This is a genomic window from Streptomyces sp. V2I9 (assembly GCF_030817475.1).
Taxonomy (GTDB): domain Bacteria; phylum Actinomycetota; class Actinomycetes; order Streptomycetales; family Streptomycetaceae; genus Streptomyces.
Window position 1 is genome coordinate 5,967,580 of record NZ_JAUSZJ010000002.1, and the last position, 22,481, is coordinate 5,990,060.

16 protein-coding genes are annotated in these 22,481 nt (G+C 74.1%); 10 read left to right on the plus strand and 6 right to left on the minus strand.

Features of this window, described 5'->3' with window-relative positions:
* Positions 1–13: 13 nt before the first annotated feature.
* The 7 genes from QFZ71_RS26015 to QFZ71_RS26045 all read left to right on the plus strand — a co-directional run bounded on the left by QFZ71_RS26015 (position 14) and on the right by QFZ71_RS26045 (position 9,020).
* Positions 14–1,402, plus strand: coding sequence for an 8-oxoguanine deaminase (locus QFZ71_RS26015; protein ID WP_307670581.1), 1,389 nt, complete (start codon positions 14–16; stop codon positions 1,400–1,402).
* Positions 1,403–1,725: 323 nt separating this feature from the next.
* On the plus strand, positions 1,726–3,177 hold the full coding sequence (locus QFZ71_RS26020) for a nucleobase:cation symporter-2 family protein (RefSeq protein WP_307670582.1): 1,452 nt from the start codon (positions 1,726–1,728) through the stop codon (positions 3,175–3,177).
* A gap of 146 nt (positions 3,178–3,323) precedes the next feature.
* Positions 3,324–4,007: an alpha/beta fold hydrolase gene (locus QFZ71_RS26025; protein ID WP_307670583.1), complete on the plus strand. Its 684-nt coding sequence runs from the start codon at positions 3,324–3,326 to the stop codon at positions 4,005–4,007.
* 382 nt (positions 4,008–4,389) lie between these two features.
* Complete coding sequence (locus tag QFZ71_RS26030; protein ID WP_307670584.1) at positions 4,390–4,896, plus strand: hypothetical protein; 507 nt, start codon at positions 4,390–4,392, stop codon at positions 4,894–4,896.
* 455 nt (positions 4,897–5,351) lie between these two features.
* On the plus strand, positions 5,352–6,344 hold the full coding sequence (locus QFZ71_RS26035; RefSeq protein ID WP_307670585.1) for a fibronectin type III domain-containing protein: 993 nt from the start codon (positions 5,352–5,354) through the stop codon (positions 6,342–6,344).
* Positions 6,345–6,704: 360 nt separating this feature from the next.
* Positions 6,705–8,237 (plus strand): YfcC family protein, encoded by a 1,533-nt coding sequence (locus QFZ71_RS26040; RefSeq protein WP_307670586.1) that lies wholly within the window; start codon positions 6,705–6,707, stop codon positions 8,235–8,237.
* Positions 8,238–8,387: 150 nt separating this feature from the next.
* Positions 8,388–9,020, plus strand: a complete 633-nt coding sequence (locus QFZ71_RS26045) for a DUF6338 family protein (protein WP_307671590.1) — start codon at positions 8,388–8,390, stop codon at positions 9,018–9,020.
* A 366-nt stretch (positions 9,021–9,386) separates the two neighbouring features.
* On the opposite strand, the gene QFZ71_RS26050 is transcribed toward QFZ71_RS26045, so the two are convergent.
* The 3 genes from QFZ71_RS26050 to QFZ71_RS26065 form a co-directional block, all read right to left on the minus strand.
* Complete coding sequence (locus tag QFZ71_RS26050; RefSeq protein ID WP_307671591.1) at positions 9,387–9,773, minus strand: CHAT domain-containing protein; 387 nt, start codon at positions 9,771–9,773, stop codon at positions 9,387–9,389.
* Between the two features lie 4,765 nt (positions 9,774–14,538).
* Positions 14,539–16,158, minus strand: a complete 1,620-nt coding sequence (gene aceB / locus QFZ71_RS26060) for a malate synthase A (protein WP_307670587.1) — start codon at positions 16,156–16,158, stop codon at positions 14,539–14,541.
* A gap of 298 nt (positions 16,159–16,456) precedes the next feature.
* A complete protein-coding gene (locus QFZ71_RS26065; protein ID WP_307670588.1) occupies positions 16,457–17,098 on the minus strand; it encodes a nucleotidyltransferase family protein in 642 nt (213 codons plus the stop codon).
* Between the two features lie 202 nt (positions 17,099–17,300).
* Between QFZ71_RS26065 and QFZ71_RS26070 the strand changes: the two genes are divergently transcribed.
* Positions 17,301–17,603 carry a DUF5955 family protein gene (locus tag QFZ71_RS26070; RefSeq protein ID WP_307670589.1) on the plus strand — a complete coding sequence of 101 codons (303 nt, stop codon included), beginning with the start codon at positions 17,301–17,303 and terminating at the stop codon, positions 17,601–17,603.
* A 43-nt stretch (positions 17,604–17,646) separates the two neighbouring features.
* On the opposite strand, the gene QFZ71_RS26075 is transcribed toward QFZ71_RS26070, so the two are convergent.
* Complete coding sequence (locus tag QFZ71_RS26075; RefSeq protein WP_307670590.1) at positions 17,647–18,282, minus strand: response regulator transcription factor; 636 nt, start codon at positions 18,280–18,282, stop codon at positions 17,647–17,649.
* Positions 18,279–19,661 carry a sensor histidine kinase gene (locus tag QFZ71_RS26080; RefSeq protein ID WP_307670591.1) on the minus strand — a complete coding sequence of 461 codons (1,383 nt, stop codon included), beginning with the start codon at positions 19,659–19,661 and terminating at the stop codon, positions 18,279–18,281. Before QFZ71_RS26080 ends, QFZ71_RS26075 begins: the two co-directional genes overlap by 4 nt.
* Before the next feature lie 110 nt (positions 19,662–19,771).
* Between QFZ71_RS26080 and QFZ71_RS26085 the strand changes: the two genes are divergently transcribed.
* Positions 19,772–20,854 (plus strand): ABC transporter permease, encoded by a 1,083-nt coding sequence (locus tag QFZ71_RS26085; RefSeq protein WP_307670592.1) that lies wholly within the window; start codon positions 19,772–19,774, stop codon positions 20,852–20,854.
* Positions 20,851–21,531 carry an ABC transporter ATP-binding protein gene (locus QFZ71_RS26090; protein ID WP_307670593.1) on the plus strand — a complete coding sequence of 227 codons (681 nt, stop codon included), beginning with the start codon at positions 20,851–20,853 and terminating at the stop codon, positions 21,529–21,531. Before QFZ71_RS26085 ends, QFZ71_RS26090 begins: the two co-directional genes overlap by 4 nt.
* Positions 21,532–21,635: 104 nt before the next feature.
* Here QFZ71_RS26090 and QFZ71_RS26095 read toward each other — a convergent pair whose 3' ends face one another.
* Positions 21,636–22,439 carry an IclR family transcriptional regulator gene (locus QFZ71_RS26095; RefSeq protein WP_179180755.1) on the minus strand — a complete coding sequence of 268 codons (804 nt, stop codon included), beginning with the start codon at positions 22,437–22,439 and terminating at the stop codon, positions 21,636–21,638.
* Positions 22,440–22,481 lie beyond the last annotated feature (42 nt).

The following is a 22,481-nucleotide window of genomic DNA, read 5'->3' on the forward strand; positions in this document are numbered from 1 at the left end:
AGAAGGAAGCGCCATGGCAGCTTCGGCAGACCCTCAGCGCATCGTCATCGAGAACTGTTCGATCGCCACCGTCGACGCCCACGACACCGAGTACGCCTCCGGGCACATCGTCGTGGCCGGCAACCGCATCGAGTCCGTCGGCGCGGGCAGCGCCCCCGAGGGCCTCACCGGGGTCGCCCGGCGGGTCGACGCCACCGGGCACCTCGCCACCCCCGGTCTGGTCAACACCCACCACCACTTCTACCAGTGGATCACCCGGGGCCTGGCCACCGACCACAACCTCTTCGACTGGCTGGTCGCCCTCTACCCGACCTGGGCGCGCATCGACGAACCGATGGCCCGAGCCGCCGCGCAGGGCTCGCTCGCCATGATGGCCCGCGGCGGCGTCACCACCGCCATGGACCACCACTACGTCTTCCCGAAGGGCTCCGGCGACCTGTCCGGCGCGATCATCGGCGCGGCCCGCGAGATGGGCGTACGGTTCACCCTCGCCCGCGGGTCCATGGACCGCAGCGAGAGGGACGGCGGCCTGCCCCCGGACTTCGCCGTCGAGACCCTGGAAGGCGCGCTCGCCGCCACCGAGGCCACCGTCGACGCCCACCACGACGCCTCCTTCGACGCCATGACGCAGGTCGCCGTCGCGCCCTGCTCGCCCTTCTCCGTCTCCACCGAACTGATGCGTCAGGGCGCTGAGTTGGCACGTCGTAAAGGCGTGCGGCTGCACACCCACGGATCGGAGACCGTGGAGGAGGAACAGTTCTGCAAGGAACTGTTCGGGATGGGCCCGACCGCATACTTCGAGTCGACCGGATGGCTCGGCGAGGACGTGTGGATGGCCCACTGCGTCCACATGAACGACTCCGACATCGCCGCCTTCGCCCGGACGGGCACCGGCGTCGCCCACTGCCCGTCCTCCAACGCCCGCCTCGCCGCCGGGATCGCCCGCGTCCCGGACATGCTCGCCGCCGGGGTGCCGGTCGGCCTCGGCGTGGACGGCACCGCCTCCAACGAGTCCGGCGAACTCCACACCGAGCTGCGCAACGCGCTGCTCATCAACCGCCTCGGCGCCCACCGCGAGGCGGCCCTCAACGCCCGTCAGGCCCTGCGCCTCGGGACCATCGGCGGAGCCCAGGTGCTGGGCCGCGCCGACCAGATCGGCTCCCTGGAGGCCGGCAAGCTCGCCGACCTCGTCCTGTGGAAGCTGGACACCCTGGCCCACTCCTCGATCGCCGACCCGGTGACCGCGCTCATCTTCGGCGCGGCCGCCCCGGTGACCCTCTCCCTCGTCGACGGCAAGCCGGTCGTCGAGGGGGACCACCTCACCACGGTGGACGAGGACGCCATCGCCCGTGTCACCCGCGACGAGGCCCGCCGCCTCGCGCAGATCGCCGCCGGATCCTGACTCCGCGCGGCAACCCGTCCGGCCGGAGCTCCGCTCCGCACGGACATCCCCGACCGGCCGGTCGAGGGGGACGGCCCGAGACCGGCCGCCGTGGGCCCGAGCGGGGCCCGCGGCAGCCGGTCCGGCGGACGCGCGCCCCAGCGTGCGCGCCCGCCGGACCGGTGATGAGGGCTGCCCGCGCCCACCCCCACGCGCGTGCGTCCCGAACGCCCATCTGCACCACCTGCACCACCTGAGAGCCGCAAGCATCACCGCACCACTCACGCATCACCTCCCTGAACCCCACGTCGCCGACGGCGTGAAACCGACCGGAGGAACCGCCCGTGGCCGCCAAGCCCAGGTTTCGCACAGACGCAGACGCAGCCGCCCCCGACGCGACGGCCGACACCGCCGCGGAAGCCGACCGGAAGCATCCGGTCGACGAGACCCTTCCCCCACTGAAGATGTTCACCAGCGGCCTCCAGCACGTGGCCGCCATGTACGCGGGCGTGGTGGCCCCGCCGCTCATCGTGGGGCCGGCCGTCGGCCTCACCGCCAAGGAGACCGCTTTCCTGATGGGGGCGAGCCTGTTCACCGCGGGGATCGCCACCCTGCTCCAGACCATCGGCTTCTGGAAGGTCGGCGCCCGGCTGCCCTTCGTCAACGGCGTCTCGTTCGCCGGCGTCGCCCCGATGATCGCGATAGGCAAGGACCGGGGACACGACGGGACAGCCGTCATCTTCGGCGCGATCATCGTCGCGAGCCTGCTCGGGTTCGTCCTCGCCCCGTACTTCTGCAAACTGGTGCGCTTCTTCCCGCCCGTCGTGACCGGCACCGTGATCACCCTGATCGGCGTCTCGCTCCTCCCGGTCGCCTTCAACTGGTCCCAGGGCGGCAACGCCGCGGCCGACGACTACGGTTCGATGACCAACATCACCATGGCCGCCGTGACCCTCGTGGTCGTCCTGGCCCTGCGCAAACTCCTGCGCGGCTTCCTCCAGCAGATCGCGATCCTGCTCGGGCTGGTCATCGGCACCCTCATCGCCATCCCCGCCGGCATCACCGACTTCGGCGCCATCAAGGAGGCCGACGTGGTCGGCTTCCCGACGCCCTTCGCCTTCGGCGCCCCGCAGTTCGAGATCGCCGCCATCATCTCCATGTGCATCGTGATGCTGGTCTGCATGACCGAGTCCACCGCGGACATGCTGGCCCTCGGCAAGATCGTCGACCGCCCCGCCGACGAGAAGATCATCGAGGGCGGCCTGCGCGCCGACACCCTCGGCAGCGCCATCAGCCCGATCTTCAACGGCTTCATGTGCAGTGCGTTCGCCCAGAACGTCGGCCTCGTCGCCATGACGAAGATCCGCAGCCGCTTCGTCGTCGCGGCGGGCGGCGTGATCCTGATCCTCCTCGGCCTCGTCCCGGTGGCCGCCTCGGTCATCGCCCTCGTACCGCTGCCGGTCCTCGGCGGCGCGGGCATCGTCCTGTTCGGCACGGTCGCGGCCAGCGGCATCCAGACCCTGGCCACCGCCGCGCTGGAGAAGGGCGAGAACGCGCTCATCGTGGCGGCCGCCGTGGGCATCGGGCTGATCCCGATCGCCGCGCCGCAGTTCTACCACGCCTTCCCCGAGGACCTGCTGGTCGTCCTCGACTCCGGCATCTCCACCGGCTGCGTGGTGGCGATCGTGCTCAACCTCGCCTTCAACCACTTCGGCCGCAAGCCCGGCCCGGCGGACCAACCTCCGGCCAACGGCGAGCACGTGGTCCCGGCGGCCGCCGGGGTGGGCGTGCACTGACGGATCGGCCCGCCTCGCCCCGGCCCGGTGAGGCCCGCGTGCGGGTCCACCGGGCCGTCGGCCCGCCGCGGGCCCCGCGCCCGGCGGGCCGGCCGGGCGCGGGGCCCGCGAGCCGGCCGGCGCGCGTCGCCTGTAGCGTCGGGGGCATGGAAGATCAGTCTGTTGTGGATGTCGGCGATGTGCGCCTCGCGTACCGGACCTGGGGCGACGCGTTCGGCTCGCCCGTCGTGCTGCTGCACGGCCTCGGCGGTTCGGCCGCGAACTGGGAGGCGGCCGGCTCCCTGCTGGGCCAGGAGTGGCGGGTCTTCGCCCTGGACCTGCGCGGCCACGGTGAGAGCGACTGGCCCGACGACTACGGCCTGGACCTGATGGCCGAGGACGTCGTGGGCTTCCTCGACGAACTGGAACTGGACCGGGTCGGCCTCGTCGGCCACGGCATGGGCGGTGTCGTCGCCCGGCTGCTGGCCCAGGAGCACTCCGACCGGGTGGAGCGGCTGGTGCTGGTGGAGACCCCGGCCCCGTTCGCCGGCGATCCGGGTCCGGCGGGGCGGGCGGAGGGCCCCGTGGACTACGACGAGAACGCGGTGCCCGCCGTGCACGACCAGCTCGCCGACCCCGGCCCGGACGCGGACGAGGGCCTCGGCGACATCGTGTCCCCGACGATGATCATCACCGGTGGGCCGGAGAGCACGATGGAGCAGCACCGCCAGGCCGACGTGGCCTCCCTGATCCCGGACTGCCGGCTGATCACTGTTCCGGGCGGCCACCGGATGCACGAGACCCGCGCGGACCAGGTGGCCGCGCACATCACGGAGTTCTTCACGAGCTGAGGAATCCTGTCGCCGGTCCGGGCGGCGGCCGGCGCGCCCTGGTCGGACGGGGACGATGCTGCGGGCCGGTTCCCGCGTCCACGCGACGTAGGGGAGAGCCGCCCCGTCGGGCCCCCGGCAGGGAGGGCGGTGGCGGTCTCCTCGCAGCCGCACGTACCGGACCCCGCTCCCCGGTCCCGCCTGACCCGAACCGCGCTCCCGGGGCCGCGACCGCGAACGCTCACCCCCTGGACCGCCCGACGGTTGGACGACCCGGGCGGTACGGCGACTGAGCCCCCTCCTCAGGTCCCCCTCGGCGGGCCGCGTCCTCATCCGCACGGCGCATACGGTCCGCCCCGGCGGATGAAGCGCGGCTGCCCTGCTCCGGGCCAGCATGGACGTCATGACGACCGAGACCGCCCCGCGCCCCGCCGCCTCCGCACCCGCACCCGCGCCCGCCTGGGCTCGCCGCGCCGCCCACGCCATCGCGCTGTGCGCCCTCCCGTCCGGCCTGTGGCGCATCGCCATGGCGTCCGGCGTCTACGTGGGCTACAGCGACCAGGTACTGCGCGACATCTTCGACATCCCCGGCTGGGGCGTCGCCTACGTCGTCGGGCTCTCCGTCCTCATCGAGCTGGGCGCCCTGTTTCCGCTGCTGCTCGTCAGCGACCGGTGGCTGCCGGTGCCTCCCGGGGTCCTCGCCCCGCTGGCCTGGACCGCCTCGGGCGTCCTCGTCCTGGTGGCACTGTGGCAACTCGTCGTCGCCCTCACCGTCGAGAGCCAGACGTACCTGGCGAGCGGTACGGCACAGACCGTCTGGGGCTTGGTCTTCGCCCCGCTGTTCGCCATCCCGGCCCTGATGACCGCAGTGACCTGGTCGTACGCGAAGCGGCACCGGGCGCGGCCCTGACCCCTCCCGCGCCTCGACACCGGCCCCCGCCCGGGCACCGCAGGGCGCGCGATCCCCGGCGTGCCGTACGGGCGCGATCCCCGGCGTGCCGTACAGGACGGTTCTCCTCGGCCCCGCACGGGCCGACTGCCGGGCCAGGCGGGCGAGCAGCCCCCGTACGGTGTGGTCGGGGCAGGGGGTGGGGGCGGCCGGCGCCCCGTCGTCGATCGCCCCGAGCAGACCTTCGATCCGCCGGGCGGCCGGTTCCGGGCCGGGATGGCGGCGGAGCCCGAGGCGGAGGCTTCCCGTGCATCCGTACGAGGGAGCCCCTTCGGCCGCCGAGGACGCATCGGCCGACCCATCGCCCGGCCGGAGGGGCGGGCAGTGCAACCCGGCACATAGCGGATGGTTCCCCTCCGGCCTCTTGTGGGCATCCGCCCCACCGTGGCATACAGGTCTGGACCATTGCTGTCCGGATGGAAGGCACCACCGTGCGACGCCCCCACGTACCAGCCGCGTTGGCCTGTTCCGCCCTGCTGCTCGCCCCCCTCATCGCCGCCTGCGGCGGCACCGCCGAAGCCGACACGCAGCCGCCCGCCACCCCTCGGGGCGTGACCGCCCAGGCCAGCAGCTCCACGTCGGTGCACGTGATGTGGAAGGCCGCCACCGACGACAGGAAGGTCGCCGGCTACGAGGTCTACCGGGGCACGGCCAAGGTCAAGAGCGTCCCGGCGACGAAGACCATGATCGACGTGAACGGTCTCACCGCCTCGACGGACTACACCTTCAGCGTCCGGACCAGGGACACGGCCGGGAACGTCTCCGAGCCCAGCGAGGCCGTCCCCGTCACCACCCGGCCCACCCCGCCCCGGGACGACGAGGCGCCGACCGCTCCGACGGAACTGACGGGCCGTGCGGACGGAAGCCGGGCCGCCACCCTCCGCTGGGGCGCGGCCAAGGACGACGTCGGCGTCACCGCGTACGACATCTACCAGGAGGACTCCCGGATCCACAGTGTGCCCGCCTCCGAGACCACCGCGAAGCTCACGGGGCTGCGGCCGGGAACCGTCTACACCTTCACCGTCCGCGCCCGCGACGCCTCCGACAAGTCCTCGGCCGACAGCGACGCGCTCGACCTCACCACCGCGTCCGCCCCCGGCGCCCCCGCGAGCACCGCGCCCACCGGACTGCGCACCGAGGTCGGCACGGCCGGCTCCCGGTTCACCCTGGACCTGTCCTGGGACCAGCCCGAGACGGGCGGAAGCATTCCCGCGTACCAGCTGTACCTGAACGGCAAGCTGACCACCACCATCGTCTGGGGCGGTACGCCGCCCGAGGGACGTGCCACGTACCGGCTGGACCTCTCCGACCCGGCGGGCACCCGCTACTCGGTGAAGCTCAGGGCCAAGCTTCCGGATGGCACGTGGGGCGACTTCTCGGCCCAGCGGACGGTCGTCCTGACGGGCTGACACACCACGGGCAGCCCTCCGGTGCGCCACGGGCGGACCCCGGCCACGCCACGGGCAGTCCCCTCGGCCGCGCCCCGAGACCGCCCGCCTCCAGGGGTGCGGCGGCCCGCGCCCTGTGGTCCCGTGATACCGGAGGACCGGTGGACCGCGGGACCGAAGGGGCTGGACCATGGAGCTGGGAGACGGGCCGAGCGGGCGGGCCGACGCGCTGACAGGCCGTCGGGCCGACCGCCGGGCACGGCGGCCCGCACGCGGCGCGGGGAGGCTTCGGAGCCTCCCGGTCACCCGTCCGGAGTCCCCGCCGCCGACCGGAATCCCGCCCACGGCCGCCCCCGGCGACCTGCGCACGCCGAGGGCGGCATGAGCGGCGCGGCCGGGACGAGGCCCGCCCCGGAGGAGGAGCCCCCGGCCGGCCGGACGTTCACCTTCCCCAGCGCCCTCACGATCCTCGCGGTCGTCACCCTCGCCGTCTGGTCCCTGGCCTTCCTGATCCCGTCCGGCGCCTACGACCGGGACGGGGAAGGGGCCCCGGTCCAGGGCACGTACCACCGGGTCGACTCCGACCGGAGCTTCGCCGACCGCCTGAACGACCTCTTCCTCTCCCCGGTCAACGGGCTGTACGGCGTCCAGGACGCGGAGACCGGCGAGGTCGGCCCCGACCTGGCCGGCGAACTGTACGGCAGCGCGGGCGTGTTCCTGTTCGTGCTGGCCATCGGCGCGTTCATCACCGTGGTGTTCGCCACCGGCGCCCTGGACCGGGGCATCGGCCGTCTCGCGCACCGGTTGCGCGACCGGGGTGCGCTGCTGATCGCGGGCGTGATGCTGGTCTTCTCCCTCCTCGGCACGGTCGAGGGCTTCGCGGAGGAGACACTCGGCTTCTACGGCCTGATCATCCCGCTGATGCTGGCGCTCGGCTACGACCGCATGGTGGCCACCGGCACGATCATCCTCGGCGCGGGCGTCGGCGTGCTCTGCTCCACGGTCAACCCCTTCGCCACCGGCGTCGCCTCCTCGGCCGCCGACATCTCCCTGGGCGACGGCATCGTGCTGCGCGCGCTCATGTGGGTGGTCCTGACGGCGGTGACGATCGCCTACGTCATCCGGTACGCGGGCCGGGTCCGCGAGAACCCCGACCGCTCGCTCTCCGGCTTCCTGCCCGGCGACCGCGAGCACGACGCGGCGGACGCGGAGGAGCCCCCGGAGCTGAGCGGGCTCCACCGGACCGTTCTCGTCCTGGTCGCCCTGGTCTTCAGCTTCATGATCTTCTCGGTCGTCCCGTGGTCCAGCGCCCTGACGGGCGACGCCGACGCCACCCCGTACGGCTTCGAACTCGGCTGGTCCTTCCCCCATCTGGCCGCCCTGTTCCTGGTCGCGGCGGTCCTGGTGGGCGTCGTCGCCCGGTTCGGCGAGCAGAGGCTCAGCGCGACGATCATCCGGGGCGCGGCCGACTTCATCTCCCCGGCCCTGGTCATCGTCCTCGCGCGCGGTGTCACGGTCATCATGAACAACGCGCAGATCACCGACACCGTGCTGCACTCGATCGAGGGCGTGGTCTCGGGCACCTCGTCGGCGGTCTTCGCGGTCTTCGTCTTCCTCGTCAACCTGCCCCTCGCCTTCCTCATCCCCTCCACCTCCGGCCACGCCACCCTGGCGATGCCGATCCTGGCCCCCCTGGCCGATTTCGCGGGCGTGTCCCGTGCCGTGGTCGTCACGGCGTGGCAGGCGGCGAGCGGCTGGATGAACCTCTGGGTTCCGACGACGGCGGTCACCATCGGCGGGGTGGCCCTGGCGAAGGTCGGCTACGACACGTACCTGCGGTTCGTCTGGCCGTTGCTGGCGATCCTGGCAGCCCTGATCTGCGGATTCCTGGCGCTGGGCGCGGTGTTGACCTGAGAGGGCGCCACGGCGTGGGCCTCGGAGGGCGCCACGGTGCCGACCTGCGAGGGCTTGGGCGGACCGGGGGCCATGCGTCATCCTGGGGCGACGGCGAAGCCGCCGAGGCGACGGGCACGGGGGTGCGGCACCACGATGGTTCCGGGAACAGTGGGGCAGTTGACCATTCTGCTGGTCCTCGTGCTGCCCGGATTCTTCTACCAGGCGGTGCGCGAGCGGCTTCGCGGCTCCCTCGCCAGTGAGCAGGAACCGCAGAACCGGCTGGTGCGCGCCATCGCCGCGGGTGCGCTGCTCGACATCGTCTACGCGGTGGCAGCCGGGCCGTGGCTGGTGCGGCTGCTGGCCGGGGGAGGGGACGGGCCGCTCGCCGGGGTGCTGAGCCGGCCGCGCGAGGCCGGACTCGCCGCGTTGCTGCTGATCGTCGCCGCGCCGTCCGCGCTGGCGTGGGCGGAGGCGGCCTGGGGGCGGCGGCGCGCACGGGCGCGGTACGAACCGACGCCGACCGCCTGGGACGCCCTCTTCCGGGACCGGGGGTCCTGCTTCGTCCGGGTGCGGCTCAAGAGCGGGCTGTGGGTGGGTGGTTGGCTGGGCTCGCGGTCGGCCGTCTCGGCCTACCCGCAGCCGGGCGACCTCTATCTCCAGGCCCAGTACCGGATGGGACCCGACGGCGCGTTCCTCGGCAAGGTGCCCGGTACGGCGGGCGTGTACGTGCGGGCCGGCGATGTGGACGTTCTGGAAGTGCTGCTGGCGCCTACCGCGCCGGCGGCCGGAGGGAGTGACTGACCGATGGCGCATGCGGCCGGAACAGGCGGAGAAGGGGAGTACGGGGCGGGGGACGACGCCGAACTGGCGGCCCTCGTGGCGGAGTTCTCCTTCCGCAAGACCTATCGGCCCACCGACGGGATGGCCGAGCCGGACGAGGTGCCGCACGGGCCTTCGGGCACGGCGATGGCCGATGCCCCGCCGACCGCGCGGGGCGCCGCGGAGCCGGACGGGTCCTGACTGCGGACCGGAGGGGGCGGCACCGCAGGATCCCCGGCGGGCCGCCCCCGGCACGGCGCGTTCTCCACGGGCCCCCGCAGGGGCCGGCACGGCACCCTCCGTCTCCAGAGCTGTCCCTCCCGAGGGGCCTGCGCTCCGGACCCGCGTTCACGGCCCCGTGTGGATGTGCGCCGCCCACAGGTGCGGCGCCTGCGCGTAACGGTCGCGCAGCGCCCTGACCGGGTGGTGCAGGGCCGTGGCCGGATCGATGCGGCGGCCCCGGTCGAGATCCGCCGCCAGCGCCGTGTAGAACTCCTCGGTGAGCCGCGTCGCCAGCTTGTCCGCGACGGGCCACAAGGTGCCGATCACATGCGGGTACCCGGCCAGTTGGAAGGAGGACGCCAGCTGGACCGCCTCGTCGGAGAGCCTGATGCCGCCGCGGGCGGCCGAGCAGGCGGACAGCACGGCGAGCTCCGGGGCCCGAGGACGCTGGGCCGCGGCATCGGAGACGGTGAGCCGCCCGTCGTGCAGGACCAGTCCGGCTCCGTGACGGATCGAGCAGCTCGCTGACGCCGTGGCAGCTTAAGTGGACCCACGGGTGGGCCTCCAGCGCCCGGCCGACCGCCTCCACCGTCGCCTCGGGCCCGGCCAGCAGCCGCCCCTCGGGGAACAGCTCCCCGAGCAGCGCCACCTCCCGCGCGACACCCGGCAGCGGTGCGGCCCCCGGCGTCTCGTCCAGCGCCACGACCAGCGGGGCGGGACGTCCGGGACGGCCCGAGGCGGGACCGCCGCGGGAATCGGAGGGCGGACCGTGGCGGCCACCGGGGGCGAGACCGCCGCGGGCGCGTGCCAGGGCGCGCACGGTCGGGGTGTACGAGGAGACGGCACGGTCCACGACCCAGTCGCCGGAGTCCGCCGCGCCCCGGCCGGCGGCATGCAGGGGGAGGAAGGAGAGCAGGCCCGTGGCGCACCACCACAGGCGGGGCCAGGGGGCATCCTCGCGCGGTACGGAGTCCAGGCCGAGGCGCGTGAGGACGGGCGCGGCCACGGTCTCCCAGAGCCAGCCCAGCGTTCCGGAGAGCCGCCGCATCATGGCGACGGCCTCGTCGACGCCGCGCTCGCCGTACGCCGTGTCGACCCCCTCGACGAACTCCGCCGCCCGCGCTTCGACGTCCCGCAGGGTGAGGCCGGGCAGGGGAACCACGTCGATGCCGGCGCCGGCGGTGACGACGAGGGCGTCGCAGCGGTAGCCGCTGACGTTGACGACCACGACCGGCCCGCCTGCCGCGGCCGCGACCAGCTCGGGCACGGACGGCGGCCGCAGGAAGCCTTCGAGGCCCGGCAACACCCGTATCTCGTCCAGGAGTCGTTCCCAGCGCCGGGCCAGGGCGAGCCGGTCCTCGGCGAGCACCGCCGCCTCGTGGGCCCCGTCGAACCGGGCCGCCGCGCCGCCGGGCCCGGCGCCCAGGACCGGGGTGGGCCACGGCGGTTCGCTCAGCCGGTCGCGTACCCGCTCGAACTCCGCCGCGAGGCCGGGATCGAGGGCCCGCAGCCTGGAAACGTCGGACCGGTTCTCCAGGCCCTGGGCCAGCAGCACTCCGCGTCCCTGTTCGAGAAGGGTGAGCGCGCGTCCCGCCGCACCCGCTTCGATCGCCAGCGCGGCGGCGTCGCTCGCCAGGCCGTCACCGATCAGCAGCCGCGCCTCCTGGTCCGCACGGGCGAGGCCGCGTGGTGCGATACGGGGCAACAGACCGACGGCGTACGCGTACCCCTCCAGCCCCTCGGCGGGGTTTCCCCCCTTGGCCGCGGCCAGACCCCAGGCACGGGCGGCCCGGACCCGGACGCCGACGTGCGTGTCCGGACTCCGTGCGCAGTCGCGGGCGAGGCGGGCCGCCTCCGGCAGGTCGATCCGTTCCCCCAGGGCCGCCCGGTCCAGTCGGACGGTGGCCAGCAGCATCTGCGAGACGCGGTGCAGGGCGTGGCCGGGGGAGGTCTCCGTGAGGGCTTCGAGGGCGGCGGCCTCGGCTCTCCGCAGTGCTTGCCGGGCGGTCGCCCCGGCGCGCTCCTCCGCCAGACGCGCGAAGGCCATGCACGCGGTGGCGAGCTTCTGCAGGGCGAGGGGGCGTGTCGGGTGGTGCGCCCCGAACCCGGCGACCACGTCGTCCAGTACCCGCCGGGCCTCGTCGGCGAGCTGCGGGTCCTTCTCCGCCTGCGCCCTGTTGATCAGCAGGGAGCCCAGGTTGACGGCTGCCATCTCGGAGCCCCAGCGGTCGCCGTGCGTCACGGCCATCGCCTCGCGCAGCAGCCCGGCCGCCTCGTCGGCGGCGGCGGTGTCGCCCACGGTCTCGTACCAGCAGCGCAGCGCCTCGGCGAGGTTGTTCAGGTGCAGGGACCGCTCCACCGCGGTCGGCGGGCTGTCGTCCAGCGCGCGCCGCAGCACCGTCACGGCCTCGGCCAGCCAGATCCGGTTGCCGGACACCAGGCCCCGGTCCATGAGGGCGGCGCCCAGGTCGGTGAGCGCCGTCCCCCGGCGTATTCGCGGCAGTTGGGTCACCGCTTCGCGAAGGGTGCCGACGGCCCGGTCCATCAGCGCCTCGTCCCCGCTCTCGACGGCGCGGGTCCACCGGACGAAGCCGAGTCCGGTGAGCAGGGAACCCCGTAGCCCGTACGGCATCGGCTGCGGCGAGTCGAGCGCGGCACGGTAGTGGCGCGCGGCCTCGTCCGCCTGCCGTTCGTCACGGGTGAGGCGGTGGAGCGCGGCCAGGCTGTTGGCGAGGCCGAGCAGAGCCACGGGTGAGGGGTGGCCCGACGCCATGGCGACCGCCTCCCGGTGGCAGCGCACGGACTCCTCGAGCGGCGCGGGGTCGGAGGAGAGGCGGGCGAGGTTGCGCAGGGCGTCACCCAGCGCCGAACGGCAGTCGGGCCCGCTGTACGTCGAGGCGTCGGACGAGGCCACGGCGCGCCGCAGCACCGCGATGCCCTCGTCCAGCGCCCCGGTGTCCGAACAGAACTCCGCGCGCGCCAGCAGGGCTTCCCCCAGACCCAGGAGCAGGTGCGCGGCGAAGTGGTCTCCCGGCTCCGACAGGGCGACGGCCTCCCGGTGGGCGGCCACCACCTCGGTGAGAAGCCCGACCTGTCCGGAGTGCGCCACGATGTTCATCAGGCCGAAGCCGATGTTCGAGCGGCGTACGGCGCCCTCGGCACGGGAGAGCGGTGCCTGCCGCACCTCCTCGCGGAACAGGCTCACGGCTTCCTCGTAGAGGTCGCGGTCGCCCGTCGTTTCGGCCCGCGCCATGAGGGTTTCGGCGTATTCGGCGTGGAGATCCCAGAACTCCGGACCGCCGGGGCGGAGCTCTCCGAGGGCCCGGCGCATCTCCGCCGCGCCCGCGCGCCACTCCTCGGCGTCCGCCCCGGCGCGCAGGGCCAGCGCCGCCCCCAGGCCGAAGCGTGTACCGGCCGCGAAGTCCCTGCCGGGCGGGGGCAGGACGAGGCACGTGTGGAAGCAGTCGGCGGCCTCGTCGGCGTCGCCCGCCAACAGCAGGCAGCGGCCGAGGGCCCGCAGGACGAGGGCCCGATCGGCGGAGCGGGCGGGGACCTCTCCGGCGAGCTCTCGGAGCAGGGAGACCGGGGCGTCGAACGCACCGGGGTCCACCACCGGGTTCCGGAGGTTGCCGGCGCTCCGGGCGGCACGCTTCCCCAGCAGCTCCGCGAGGTGGGTGGCGAGCAGCACCCGGCGTGCCACGTCGTCGGCGGGTCCGGTCCGCGTCCCGAGGCGGGCATGGGCGATGGCCTCGTCCAGGTCGTCCGGGGAGTTCTCCGCCGAGTGCCGCGCGTTCAGCGCCAGGGAGAGCGCGTAGTGGGCGCGGGCCCGCACCGGATGGCCCGGCGGAGCGGCGTCGAGCGCCTCACGGGCTGCCGCGCATGCCTCGTCGAGGAGCTGGGGGCGGCCGGCGTGACCGGCGAACCCGGCCAGCAGCAGCCCGAGATTGGCGAGGTAGGCGGAGCGCTCGAAGGCATTGGAAGCCGTGGCTGCGGCCTTCCGGCAGGCGGCGATGGCCTCTTCGGCGAGCCCGGCGCGCCCGCCGTCCTCGGCGGCCTCAGCGAAGAGGGCGATCCCCAGGTCGGAGAGGAGCGCCGCGGGGCCGGTCCCGGCGCTCCCCGGCCCGTCGAGGGCGGTACGCAGCAGCGCGATGCCCTCGGAGCGCAGCGCGGGATCGTCCAGGCGGTCGGCGGCGAGGCAGAGCGCGGAACCGAGGGTGGCGCTGTGGTGGGCGCGGTGCGGACTGCCGGCCGTGGAGAGCTCCACCGCCTTCCGCAGCGCGGCGACCGCCTCCCGCAGCGTGCCCTCGTCCCCGGTCGCGTCGGCGAGGTTGCGGAGTGTGTGACCGAAGTTGCCGTGTCTGCGGGCCTGTTCGTCCCGGTCGCCGGGGGCGCAGGCCACCGCGGCGCGCCCGGTGGCGACCGCGTCGGCGAGCGTCTGACGTCCGGCGCCTTCCTGGTATCCGTAGAAGAGGACGAGACCGAGGTCCGACAGGCAGACGCCCTGCTCCGGGCTGCCGGGGCCGGAGGCGGTGGCGGCGTGCCGGAGCAGGACCTCCGCCCGGCGCAGGACGCCGGGATCGCGGCTCTGCTGGAACACCGCCATCATGCCGACGCCGGCGTCGTACGCCAGAGCGGGCTCGGTGGCGCCGCCGTCCGGTTCGCCCGCCATGGTCGCGAAGACCGGACGCAGCCCGTACGGCACGCGGTCCGGGTCCTGCTCGCGGACGGCGGAGAACCCGAGCAGAGCGGTGGCGAGCGCGACCCGGTCGGCCGCACCGCGTGCGACGTAGCGGAAGAGATCGGCGTAGCCGAGGGCCAGAACGCCCGGGCCCCACGAGCTCCCGTCGGACAGGGTGAGAGCGCCGCGCACCTCGTCGGCCGCCCGCGCCGCCTCCGGCCCGGCGAACCATTCCAGGACGCCGGGGTCGGCGTCCGCGCGCTCGGCCTGCTGAAGGATGCGGTGCGCCGCGTCCTCGGCCGCCCTCGCCCGTGCCATCGCGCCCCCGTCCGCATCGGCTCCCGCTGTCCGGTCGCGCCTCCGTGCCCGGTTCGGTCACGGTGCGCGCCGGTAGCGGGATCACCCTACTGAAGGGGTGCGGCAGGTGCCGGAGCGTCACATCGCATGTGACGCACAGGACTCGGTGGCCGGTCGCCCGCGCCGACGCGTCCGGGCGGCGGCGAAGCCGGGCGCGCGCCCGTCCGGGGCCGGGGACGCCACCGCCCCCGGCGCCGTGCGCTGCCGGGGGCGGTGTTCCGTTCCCGCAGGGGGCCGGAGGGGTCAGCGGAGCTGCTCGTAGGCGGGCAGGGTCAGGAAGTCCGCGTAGTCCTGGTCCAGGGAGACCTGGAGCAGGAGGTCGTGGGCCTGCTGCCACCTGCCGGCGGTGAAGGCGTCCTCGCCGATCTCCGCGCGGATCGCGGCCAGTTCCTCGGCGGCGACCTTGCGGGCCAGCTCCGCGGTCGCGTGCTCGCCGTTCTCGAAGACCACGTCCGCGTTGATCCACTGCCAGATCTGCGAGCGGGAGATCTCGGCGGTGGCCGCGTCCTCCATCAGGTTGAAGATGGCGACCGCGCCCAGGCCCCGCAGCCACGCCTCGATGTAGCGGATGCCGACCGCGACGGCGTTGCGGAGGCCGTCGTAGGTGGGCTTCGCGTCGAGGGTGTCGATGGCGATCAGGTCGCCCGGCGCCACCGAGACGTCCTCGCGGAGGCGGTCCTTCTGGTGGGGCTTGTCACCGAGGACCGCGTCGAAGGAGGCCAGGGCGATCGGGACCAGGTCGGGGTGGGCGACCCAGGAGCCGTCGAAGCCGTCGCCGGCCTCGCGGTCCTTGTCGGCCTTGACCTTCTCGAACGCCACCTTGTTGACCTCGGCGTCGCGCCGCGAGGGGATGAAGGCCGCCATGCCGCCGATCGCGTGCGCGCCGCGCTTGTGGCAGGTGCGGACCAGGAGTTCGGTGTACGCCCGCATGAACGGGGCGGTCATCGTCACCGCGTTGCGGTCCGGCAGGACGAACTTGGCTCCGCCGTCACGGAAGTTCTTGACGATGGAGAAGAGGTAGTCCCAGCGGCCGGCGTTCAGCCCGGAGGCGTGGTCGCGCAGTTCGTAGAGGATCTCCTCCATCTCGTACGCGGCGGTGATCGTCTCGATCAGGACCGTCGCGCGGACGGTGCCCTGCGGGATGCCGACGTAGTCCTGGGCGAAGACGAAGATGTCGTTCCAGAGGCGGGCCTCCAGGTGTGACTCGGTCTTCGGCAGGTAGAAGTACGGGCCCTTGCCGAGATCGATCAGGCGCTGCGCGTTGTGGAAGAAGTAGAGGCCGAAGTCGACCAGCGCGCCGGGCACGGAGACGCCGTCGAGCTGGAGGTGGCGCTCCTCCAGGTGCCAGCCGCGGGGGCGCATGACGACCGTGGCCAGCTCGTCCGCGGACCTCAGCGCGTACGCCTTCCCGGACTTCGGGTCGGTGAAGTCGATGCGCCGCTCGTAGGCGTCGGTGAGGTTGAGCTGGCCGAGGACGACGTTCTCCCAGGTGGGGGCGGACGCGTCCTCGAAGTCGGCGAGCCAGACCTTCGCACCCGAGTTGAGGGCGTTGACGGTCATCTTGCGGTCGGTCGGACCGGTGATCTCCACCCGGCGGTCGCTCAGGGCCGCGGGCGCGGGCGCGACCTTCCAGGAGTCGTCCGCGCGGACCGCCGCCGTCTCGGGCAGGAAGTCCAGCGTGGAGGTGCGGGCGATCTCGGCGCGGCGCTCACCGCGCCGGGCGAGCAGCTCATCGCGGCGCGGGGTGAACTGGCGGTGCAGCTCGGCCACGAACGCGAGGGCCGCGTCGGTCAGGACCTCCTCCTGTCGGGGCAGGGGCTCGGCATCGACGATGGCCAGCGTGGACGGCGCTGGTGCGGACATGAGCTGTCACTCCTTCAGCGGGCGGCGGCCTCTCACCGGCCGCCGGGTCGCCCGCGACGGCACGGCGTGCCATGGCTCCGGGATACGGCCGTGGGAGCCGTCTGAGGTGCAGATGGCTTCTGAACAGTGGATAGTAGTTTCCTCATGGTGGAAGTTCAATGATGTGTTGATGTCGAGATTCTCCGGCTCGACAGAAGCGGCCCCCCGGTGGCGCGGCGTGCCAGTGCGGCCACGGGCCGTCGACGGCGAACGGGCGGGGCGGGCGGGGGCGGCGTCGCCCGGCGGGCGGGCCCCGGGGTCACTCCAGGCGTCCGAGATCCCGCACGGTGTCGATGTCGTACGCCTCCGCCACGTCCGCGCACTCCACGAGCGTGAGCGCGTCGCGGTGCTCCCGCAGATACGTCCGCGCGCCCCGGTCGCCCTCGGCCGCCGCCGCGATGTCCCGCCACCGGTCCGCACCGAACAGCACCGGATGGCCCCGCTCCCCGTCGTACGATGCGGCCGCCAGACTCGTCCGCGAGCGGTACGCGAGACGCACCCGTGCCACCGCCTCCGCTCCGATCCCCGGCTGGTCGACCAGAAGGACGAGCGCCGCGTCCGCGTCCGCCGCGCTCAGGGCGGCCAGACCCAGCCGGAGCGAGGAACCCATGCCCTCCTCCCAGTCCGGGTTCACGCTCACGGCGCAGCCCGTCAGATCCGCGCGGGCCCGTACCTCGTCCGCCGACGCGCCCAGCACCACGTGCAGCGGCCCGCATCCACCGTTGCGCAGCGAGCGCACCGCGTGTTCGATCAGCGGGCGGCCCCGGTGCCGCAGCAGCGCTTTCGGGCGGCCGCCGAGCCGCCGGCCCCCTCCGGCGGCCAGCAGCACCCCCGCGACCTTGGGGTTCTTCGTACGGGACACCCGGTCGGGTTCCGTGCTCGTCGTCGTATCCGTCACCATGAGGTCTGGAATACCACCGCGGCGTTCGCACACGCGACACGCATGTCACCCTCAGGGGTAACCCTGATTTCTTTCCGTGGGCTGGCGCACACAGCCTGTCATGGCGTTAACTTGCGGGCGGACCCGGTGACTTGGCCACAGCCCGGGTGCGGGGGTCACAGCGGCGCCAGGACGTGCGAGGGGGAATGCCGTGTTGCGAAGCATGGGGCAGAAGAGACTGGCCAAAAGCGTCGAGGACCCGCGGGTGGCCGAACTGCGCATGGCGGTCTCCCGGCTCCGCAGAGAGCTGGCCGGCCTCCGGGCCGAGTTCCCGGACCGCCCGATCGCGGAGGACGAGCTGGCGGCCCTGGACGCCATGGCCGTCAGCGGGGTGCCGGAGATCCCCCGGATGCGTCGCTCCCTGCTGCTGATCGCAGGGGCGATCGGCTCGGTGAGCGCCCTGGCCGCTGCCCTGCGGGAGCTGCGCAACGCTGTCGACCTCTTCGGGGAGCCCCCGCGCGGGTGACATCCCGCGCCCACCGGGCCGGCGGCGTCCGCCTTCCCCCGGTTCAGCGGCGGATGAGCCTGCGGGCCGTGGCCGCCGCCACCGCCGACGTACGGGAGTCCACGCCCAGCTTGGCGTAGATGTGCACCAGGTGGGACTTGACCGTGGCCTGGCTCAGGAACAGCCGCTTGCTGATCTGCAGGTTCGAGAGGCCCTCCCCGACCAGGTGCAGCACTTCCAGCTCCCGCCGGGTCAGCGCCCGGGCCGGGGTGCGCATGCGGTCCATCAGCCGGTGGGCCACCGAGGGCGCGAGCGCCGAGCGGCCCGCCGCCGCGGTGCGCACCGCGGCCGCCAGTTCCGGCGGCGGCGCGTCCTTCAGCAGGTACCCGCTCGCCCCGGCCTCCACCGCCGCCAGGATGTCCGCGTCGGAGTCGTAGGTGGTGAGGATCAGGACCCGTGGGCCGTCCGGTGCCGCGGTGATCGCCGCCGTGGCCTGCGAGCCGTGCATCCCCGCCCCGAACTGGAGGTCCATCAGCACCACGTCGAAGCCGCCCGCCGCCGCCAGGGCGACGGCCTCCTCGGCGGTGGCGGCCTCACCGGCGACCTCGAAGTCCGGCTCGGTGTCCAGGACCGCGCGCAGCCCCGCCCGTACCACCGGATGGTCGTCCGCCAGCAGCAGCCGGATCGCCTCCCCGCTCACGCCGCACGCCCCGCTTCCGCCGTCCTGTCCTTCGCCACGCGCGCGACCGTCCGCGGGTCCGTGTCGGCATGCCTGTCCGTGTGCGTGTCCGGGGCCGCTTCCGCGACGGGCAGCGGCAGCGTGACGGCCACCGCCGTCCCCTGGCCCGGCGCCGACTCCACGCTCAGCGCCCCGCCGAGCGATGCGGCCCGCGCCCGCATCGCGGGCAGCCCGAAGCCGCCGTCACCGCGCTCATGGACCGGAGCCGCCGACGGGTCGAAGCCCCGACCGTCGTCCACCACGTCCAGCGCCACGGAGGTGTCCATGAAGCTCAGGGTGACCTCCACCCGCCCGGCGTCCGCATGGCGCACCGTGTTCGCCAGAGCCGACTGCGCGGTCCGCAACAGCGCCACCCCGTACGGGGTCGGCAGCTCCACCGGGGAACCGCTGACCGCGAACCGCACGGTCAGGTCCGGCGCGGTCGTCCGGGCGCAGAGCCGCTCCAGGGCGGCGGCCGGCGACCCGTGCTCCAGATCCGGCGGTGTCAGCGCGCGGACGAAGGAACGCGCCTCGGCGAGATTCGCCTGCGCGGCCTCACGGGCGGCCCGCACATGCGCGGTCGCCGGGGCATCCTCGGGCAGTGACCGCTCGGCGGCCCGCAGCAGCAACTGGATGCTCGACAGCCCCTGGGCGAGGGTGTCGTGGATCTCCCGCGCCAGCCGCTCGCGCTCCGCCAGGGTCCCCGCGGACCGCTCCGCCTCGGCCAGGTCCGCGCGGGTGGCGACGAGCTCCACGATCAGCTCCCGCCGCCGCTCGCTCTCCCGGAACAGGGCGTCGTACCCGAGGACGGTGGCGACCGCGACCGCCGCGCCGATCAGCGGCCCGATGAACGCTCCGGGCGCGACCTCCTGGCGGTGCACGACGAAACTGGTGATCGCCGCGGCGGCGGTGACCACGACGGCGGGCAGCGCCCGGGGCATCGGCAGGAAGTGGAGCTGGAGGAAGTAGAGGGGGAAAGCGACCCACAGGGCGTCCGGCGACAGCACCAGCAGCACCGCCCACAGCGTCCACAGCGCGCCCAGCCACCATGCCCCCGCCCGGCTGCCGGGCAGCACGGGAGTGAACAGGGCCTCCCCCCGGCGTCGCACCGACGGGGCCCTTGTCGGAGCTTTCGGGTGGACGGACGAGAGCCCCGCCGGGGCTTCAGGGCGGACGGACGAGAGCAGCACCCCCGCCGCGTACACGGCCCCCGTCAGCAGTGTCACCGCCACGATCGCCACCTCGCCGGGTGCGTCCTCACCCACCGCGCGCACCACGACCAGCGCCAGCAGCCCCGTCAGCAGGGCGTGCAGGCAGAGCCGGAGGGCCGCCGTGACGTGGGTGTGCGAACGCGAATCCATGGTCCGTCCAGCGTAGCCGCGGCCTCCCCGGCTCCGGTCAATCGAAAGGTTGATCCCGTGACCGTCCGCCGTGCGATGTCTTCCCGCCCCGGCCCGGTGAGGCTGGAGCCATGTTCGTCGCATGGAGAGACCTCCGCTTCGCCAAGGGCCGGTTCGCCCTCATGGGCTCGGTCGTGGTGCTGATCACGCTGCTCGTGGGCCTGCTGTCCGGCCTCACCGCCGGCCTGGCCCGTGAGAACACCTCGGCCGTCACCGGGCTGGACGCCGACCACCTGGCGTTCGCCGCACCCCCGGACGGGCAGGCGGAGTCGTTCGCCGACTCGACCGTCCGCGAGGACGACTGGCGGGCCTGGGCCGCCCGGCCCGGGGTCGAGGCCGCGCAGCCGGTCGGCATCCGTACGCTCAACGCCACCGCCGCGGGCGAGCGGACCGCCGCCGTGGCGGCCTTCGGCGTCGAACCGGACGGCACCCTCGGCCCGGACGGGACCGGGCCCGGCCGCGTCGTGCTCTCGGAGAAGGCGGCGGAGGAGCTCGGCGTGGCCGTCGGCGACCGGATCGCGCTCGGCGGGACCGAACGGGAGGTCGCCGCCGTCGCGGGGGACGCCTCCCACAGCCACACCCCCGTCGTCTGGACCACCCTCGCCGACTGGCAGCAGATCGGCCACGACGGGGCCGGTCCCGCCGAACGGGCCACCGTGATCGCCCTGACCACCACGGACGGCGTCGACCTCGCCGCCGGGGACGAGGCGGCCGGCACGAGCACGCTCACCCTCGACGATTCCCTCACCGCGATCGGCTCCTACCAGGCCGAGAACGGCTCGCTGCAACTGATGCGCGGCTTCCTCTTCGTCATCTCCGCGCTCGTCATCGGCGCGTTCTTCACCGTCTGGACGATCCAGCGCAGCGGCGACGTCGCCGTGCTGAAGGCACTCGGCGCGTCGACCCCGTACCTCCTGCGCGACGCGCTCGGCCAGGCGGTGGTGATGCTCGCCCTCGGTACGGGGCTGGGCACCGCGCTCGCCGCCGGGGCGGGCGTCCTGATCGGCGGGGGACCGGTGCCGTTCGTCCTGGACGCCGCGACCGTCCTCGTCCCGGCCGCCGTGATGATCGCCCTCGGCGCGCTCGGGGCGGCCCTGTCCGTCCGGCGGATCACCGCCGTCGACCCGCTCACCGCACTCGGGAGTGCCCGATGACGCTCACCCTGACCGACGTCACCCTCACCTATCCGGACGGCGAGGGCCGGCTGACCGCCCTGGACCGGGTCTCGCTGGACGTGCCGCCGGGCACGCTCACCGCTGTCGTCGGGCCGTCCGGCTCGGGCAAGTCCAGCCTCCTCGCGGCCGCCGCCACCCTGGTCACCCCGGACTCGGGCGAGGTCGTCGTGGCCGGGACGCCGACCTCCGGGCTGAGCCGGGCCGGGCGGGCGGCCCTGCGCCGGGAGCACATCGGCATCGTCTTCCAGCAGCCCAACCTGCTGCCCTCGCTGACCGCCGCCGAACAGCTCCAGGTGATGCGCCACCTCTCCGGCGGCTCCGCCCGCGGCGCCCGCCGCCGGGCCCTGGAACTGCTCGACGCGGTCGGCCTGGCCGACCGCGCCGACCGGCGGCCGCACCAGCTGTCGGGCGGCCAGCGCCAGCGGATCACCATCGCGCGGGCCCTGATGAACGAACCGGCCGTCCTGCTCGTCGACGAGCCGACCAGCGCGCTCGACCACGAACGCGGCGTGGCCGTACTGGAGCTGCTGGTCACTCTGACGCGCGAGCGCGCCACCGCCACGGTGCTGGTCACGCACGACCTGGCGCACCTGGACCGGATGGACCGCACGGTGACGATGGACGACGGGCGGCTGACCGTTCCGGCCGGGGTCTGACCCAGGGCCGCGTCCGGGAGGTCGGCCGAGGGGTCCGGACTCCGCCCTCGGCCCGCGACCGGCCCGGCCGCCCCGCGTTCCGGGGCGGCCGGGCCCGTGCGGGTTCAGCCGCCGTGCGTACCGTTGCTCGCCAGGGCGTCGGACAGCTCACCGGCGACCTGCTGGAGGATCGGCACGATGCGCTCCGTGGCCGCCTCCGTGACGCGCCCTGCCGGGCCCGAGATGGAGATCGCGGCCGAGGTGGGGGAGTTCGGCACGGAGACCGCGAGGCACCGCACCCCGATCTCCTGCTCGTTGTCGTCCACCGCGTACCCGGCACGGCGTACCTGCTCCAGGGCGTCGAGGAAACCCTCCGGCGTGGTGATCGTCTTCTCGGTGGCGGCCGGCATGCCCGTCCGGGCGAGCAGCGCGCGGACCTCGTCGGCCGGTGTGTGCGCGAGGAGCGCCTTGCCCACGCCCGTCGAGTGCGGCAGGACCCGGCGGCCGACCTCGGTGAACATGCGCATGGAGTGCTTGGACGGAACCTGGGCGACATACACGATCTCGTCCCCGTCCAGCAGCGCCATGTTCGCCGTCTCGCCGGTCTCCTCGACCAGCCGGCTGAGGTAGGGGCGGGCCCAGGTGCCCAGCAGCCGGGAAGCGGACTCGCCGAGCCGGATCAGGCGGGGGCCCAGCGCGTACCGGCGGTTGGGCTGCTGGCGTACGTAGCCGCAGACGACCAGGGTGCGCATCAGCCGGTGGATGGTCGGCAGGGGCAGGCCGCTGCTCGCGGACAGCTCGCTCAGCCCGACCTCGCCCCCGGCGTCCGCCATCCGCTCCAGCAGGTCGAAGGCGCGCTCGAGGGACTGCACCCCGCCGCTGGGGCCGGCGGGCTTGGAGTCGGCGGTGCTGGCGTGGGACGGCGGCACGTGGGCGATCCTTTCGAAGCGGAAGGCAAGGCAGCAGCCTAC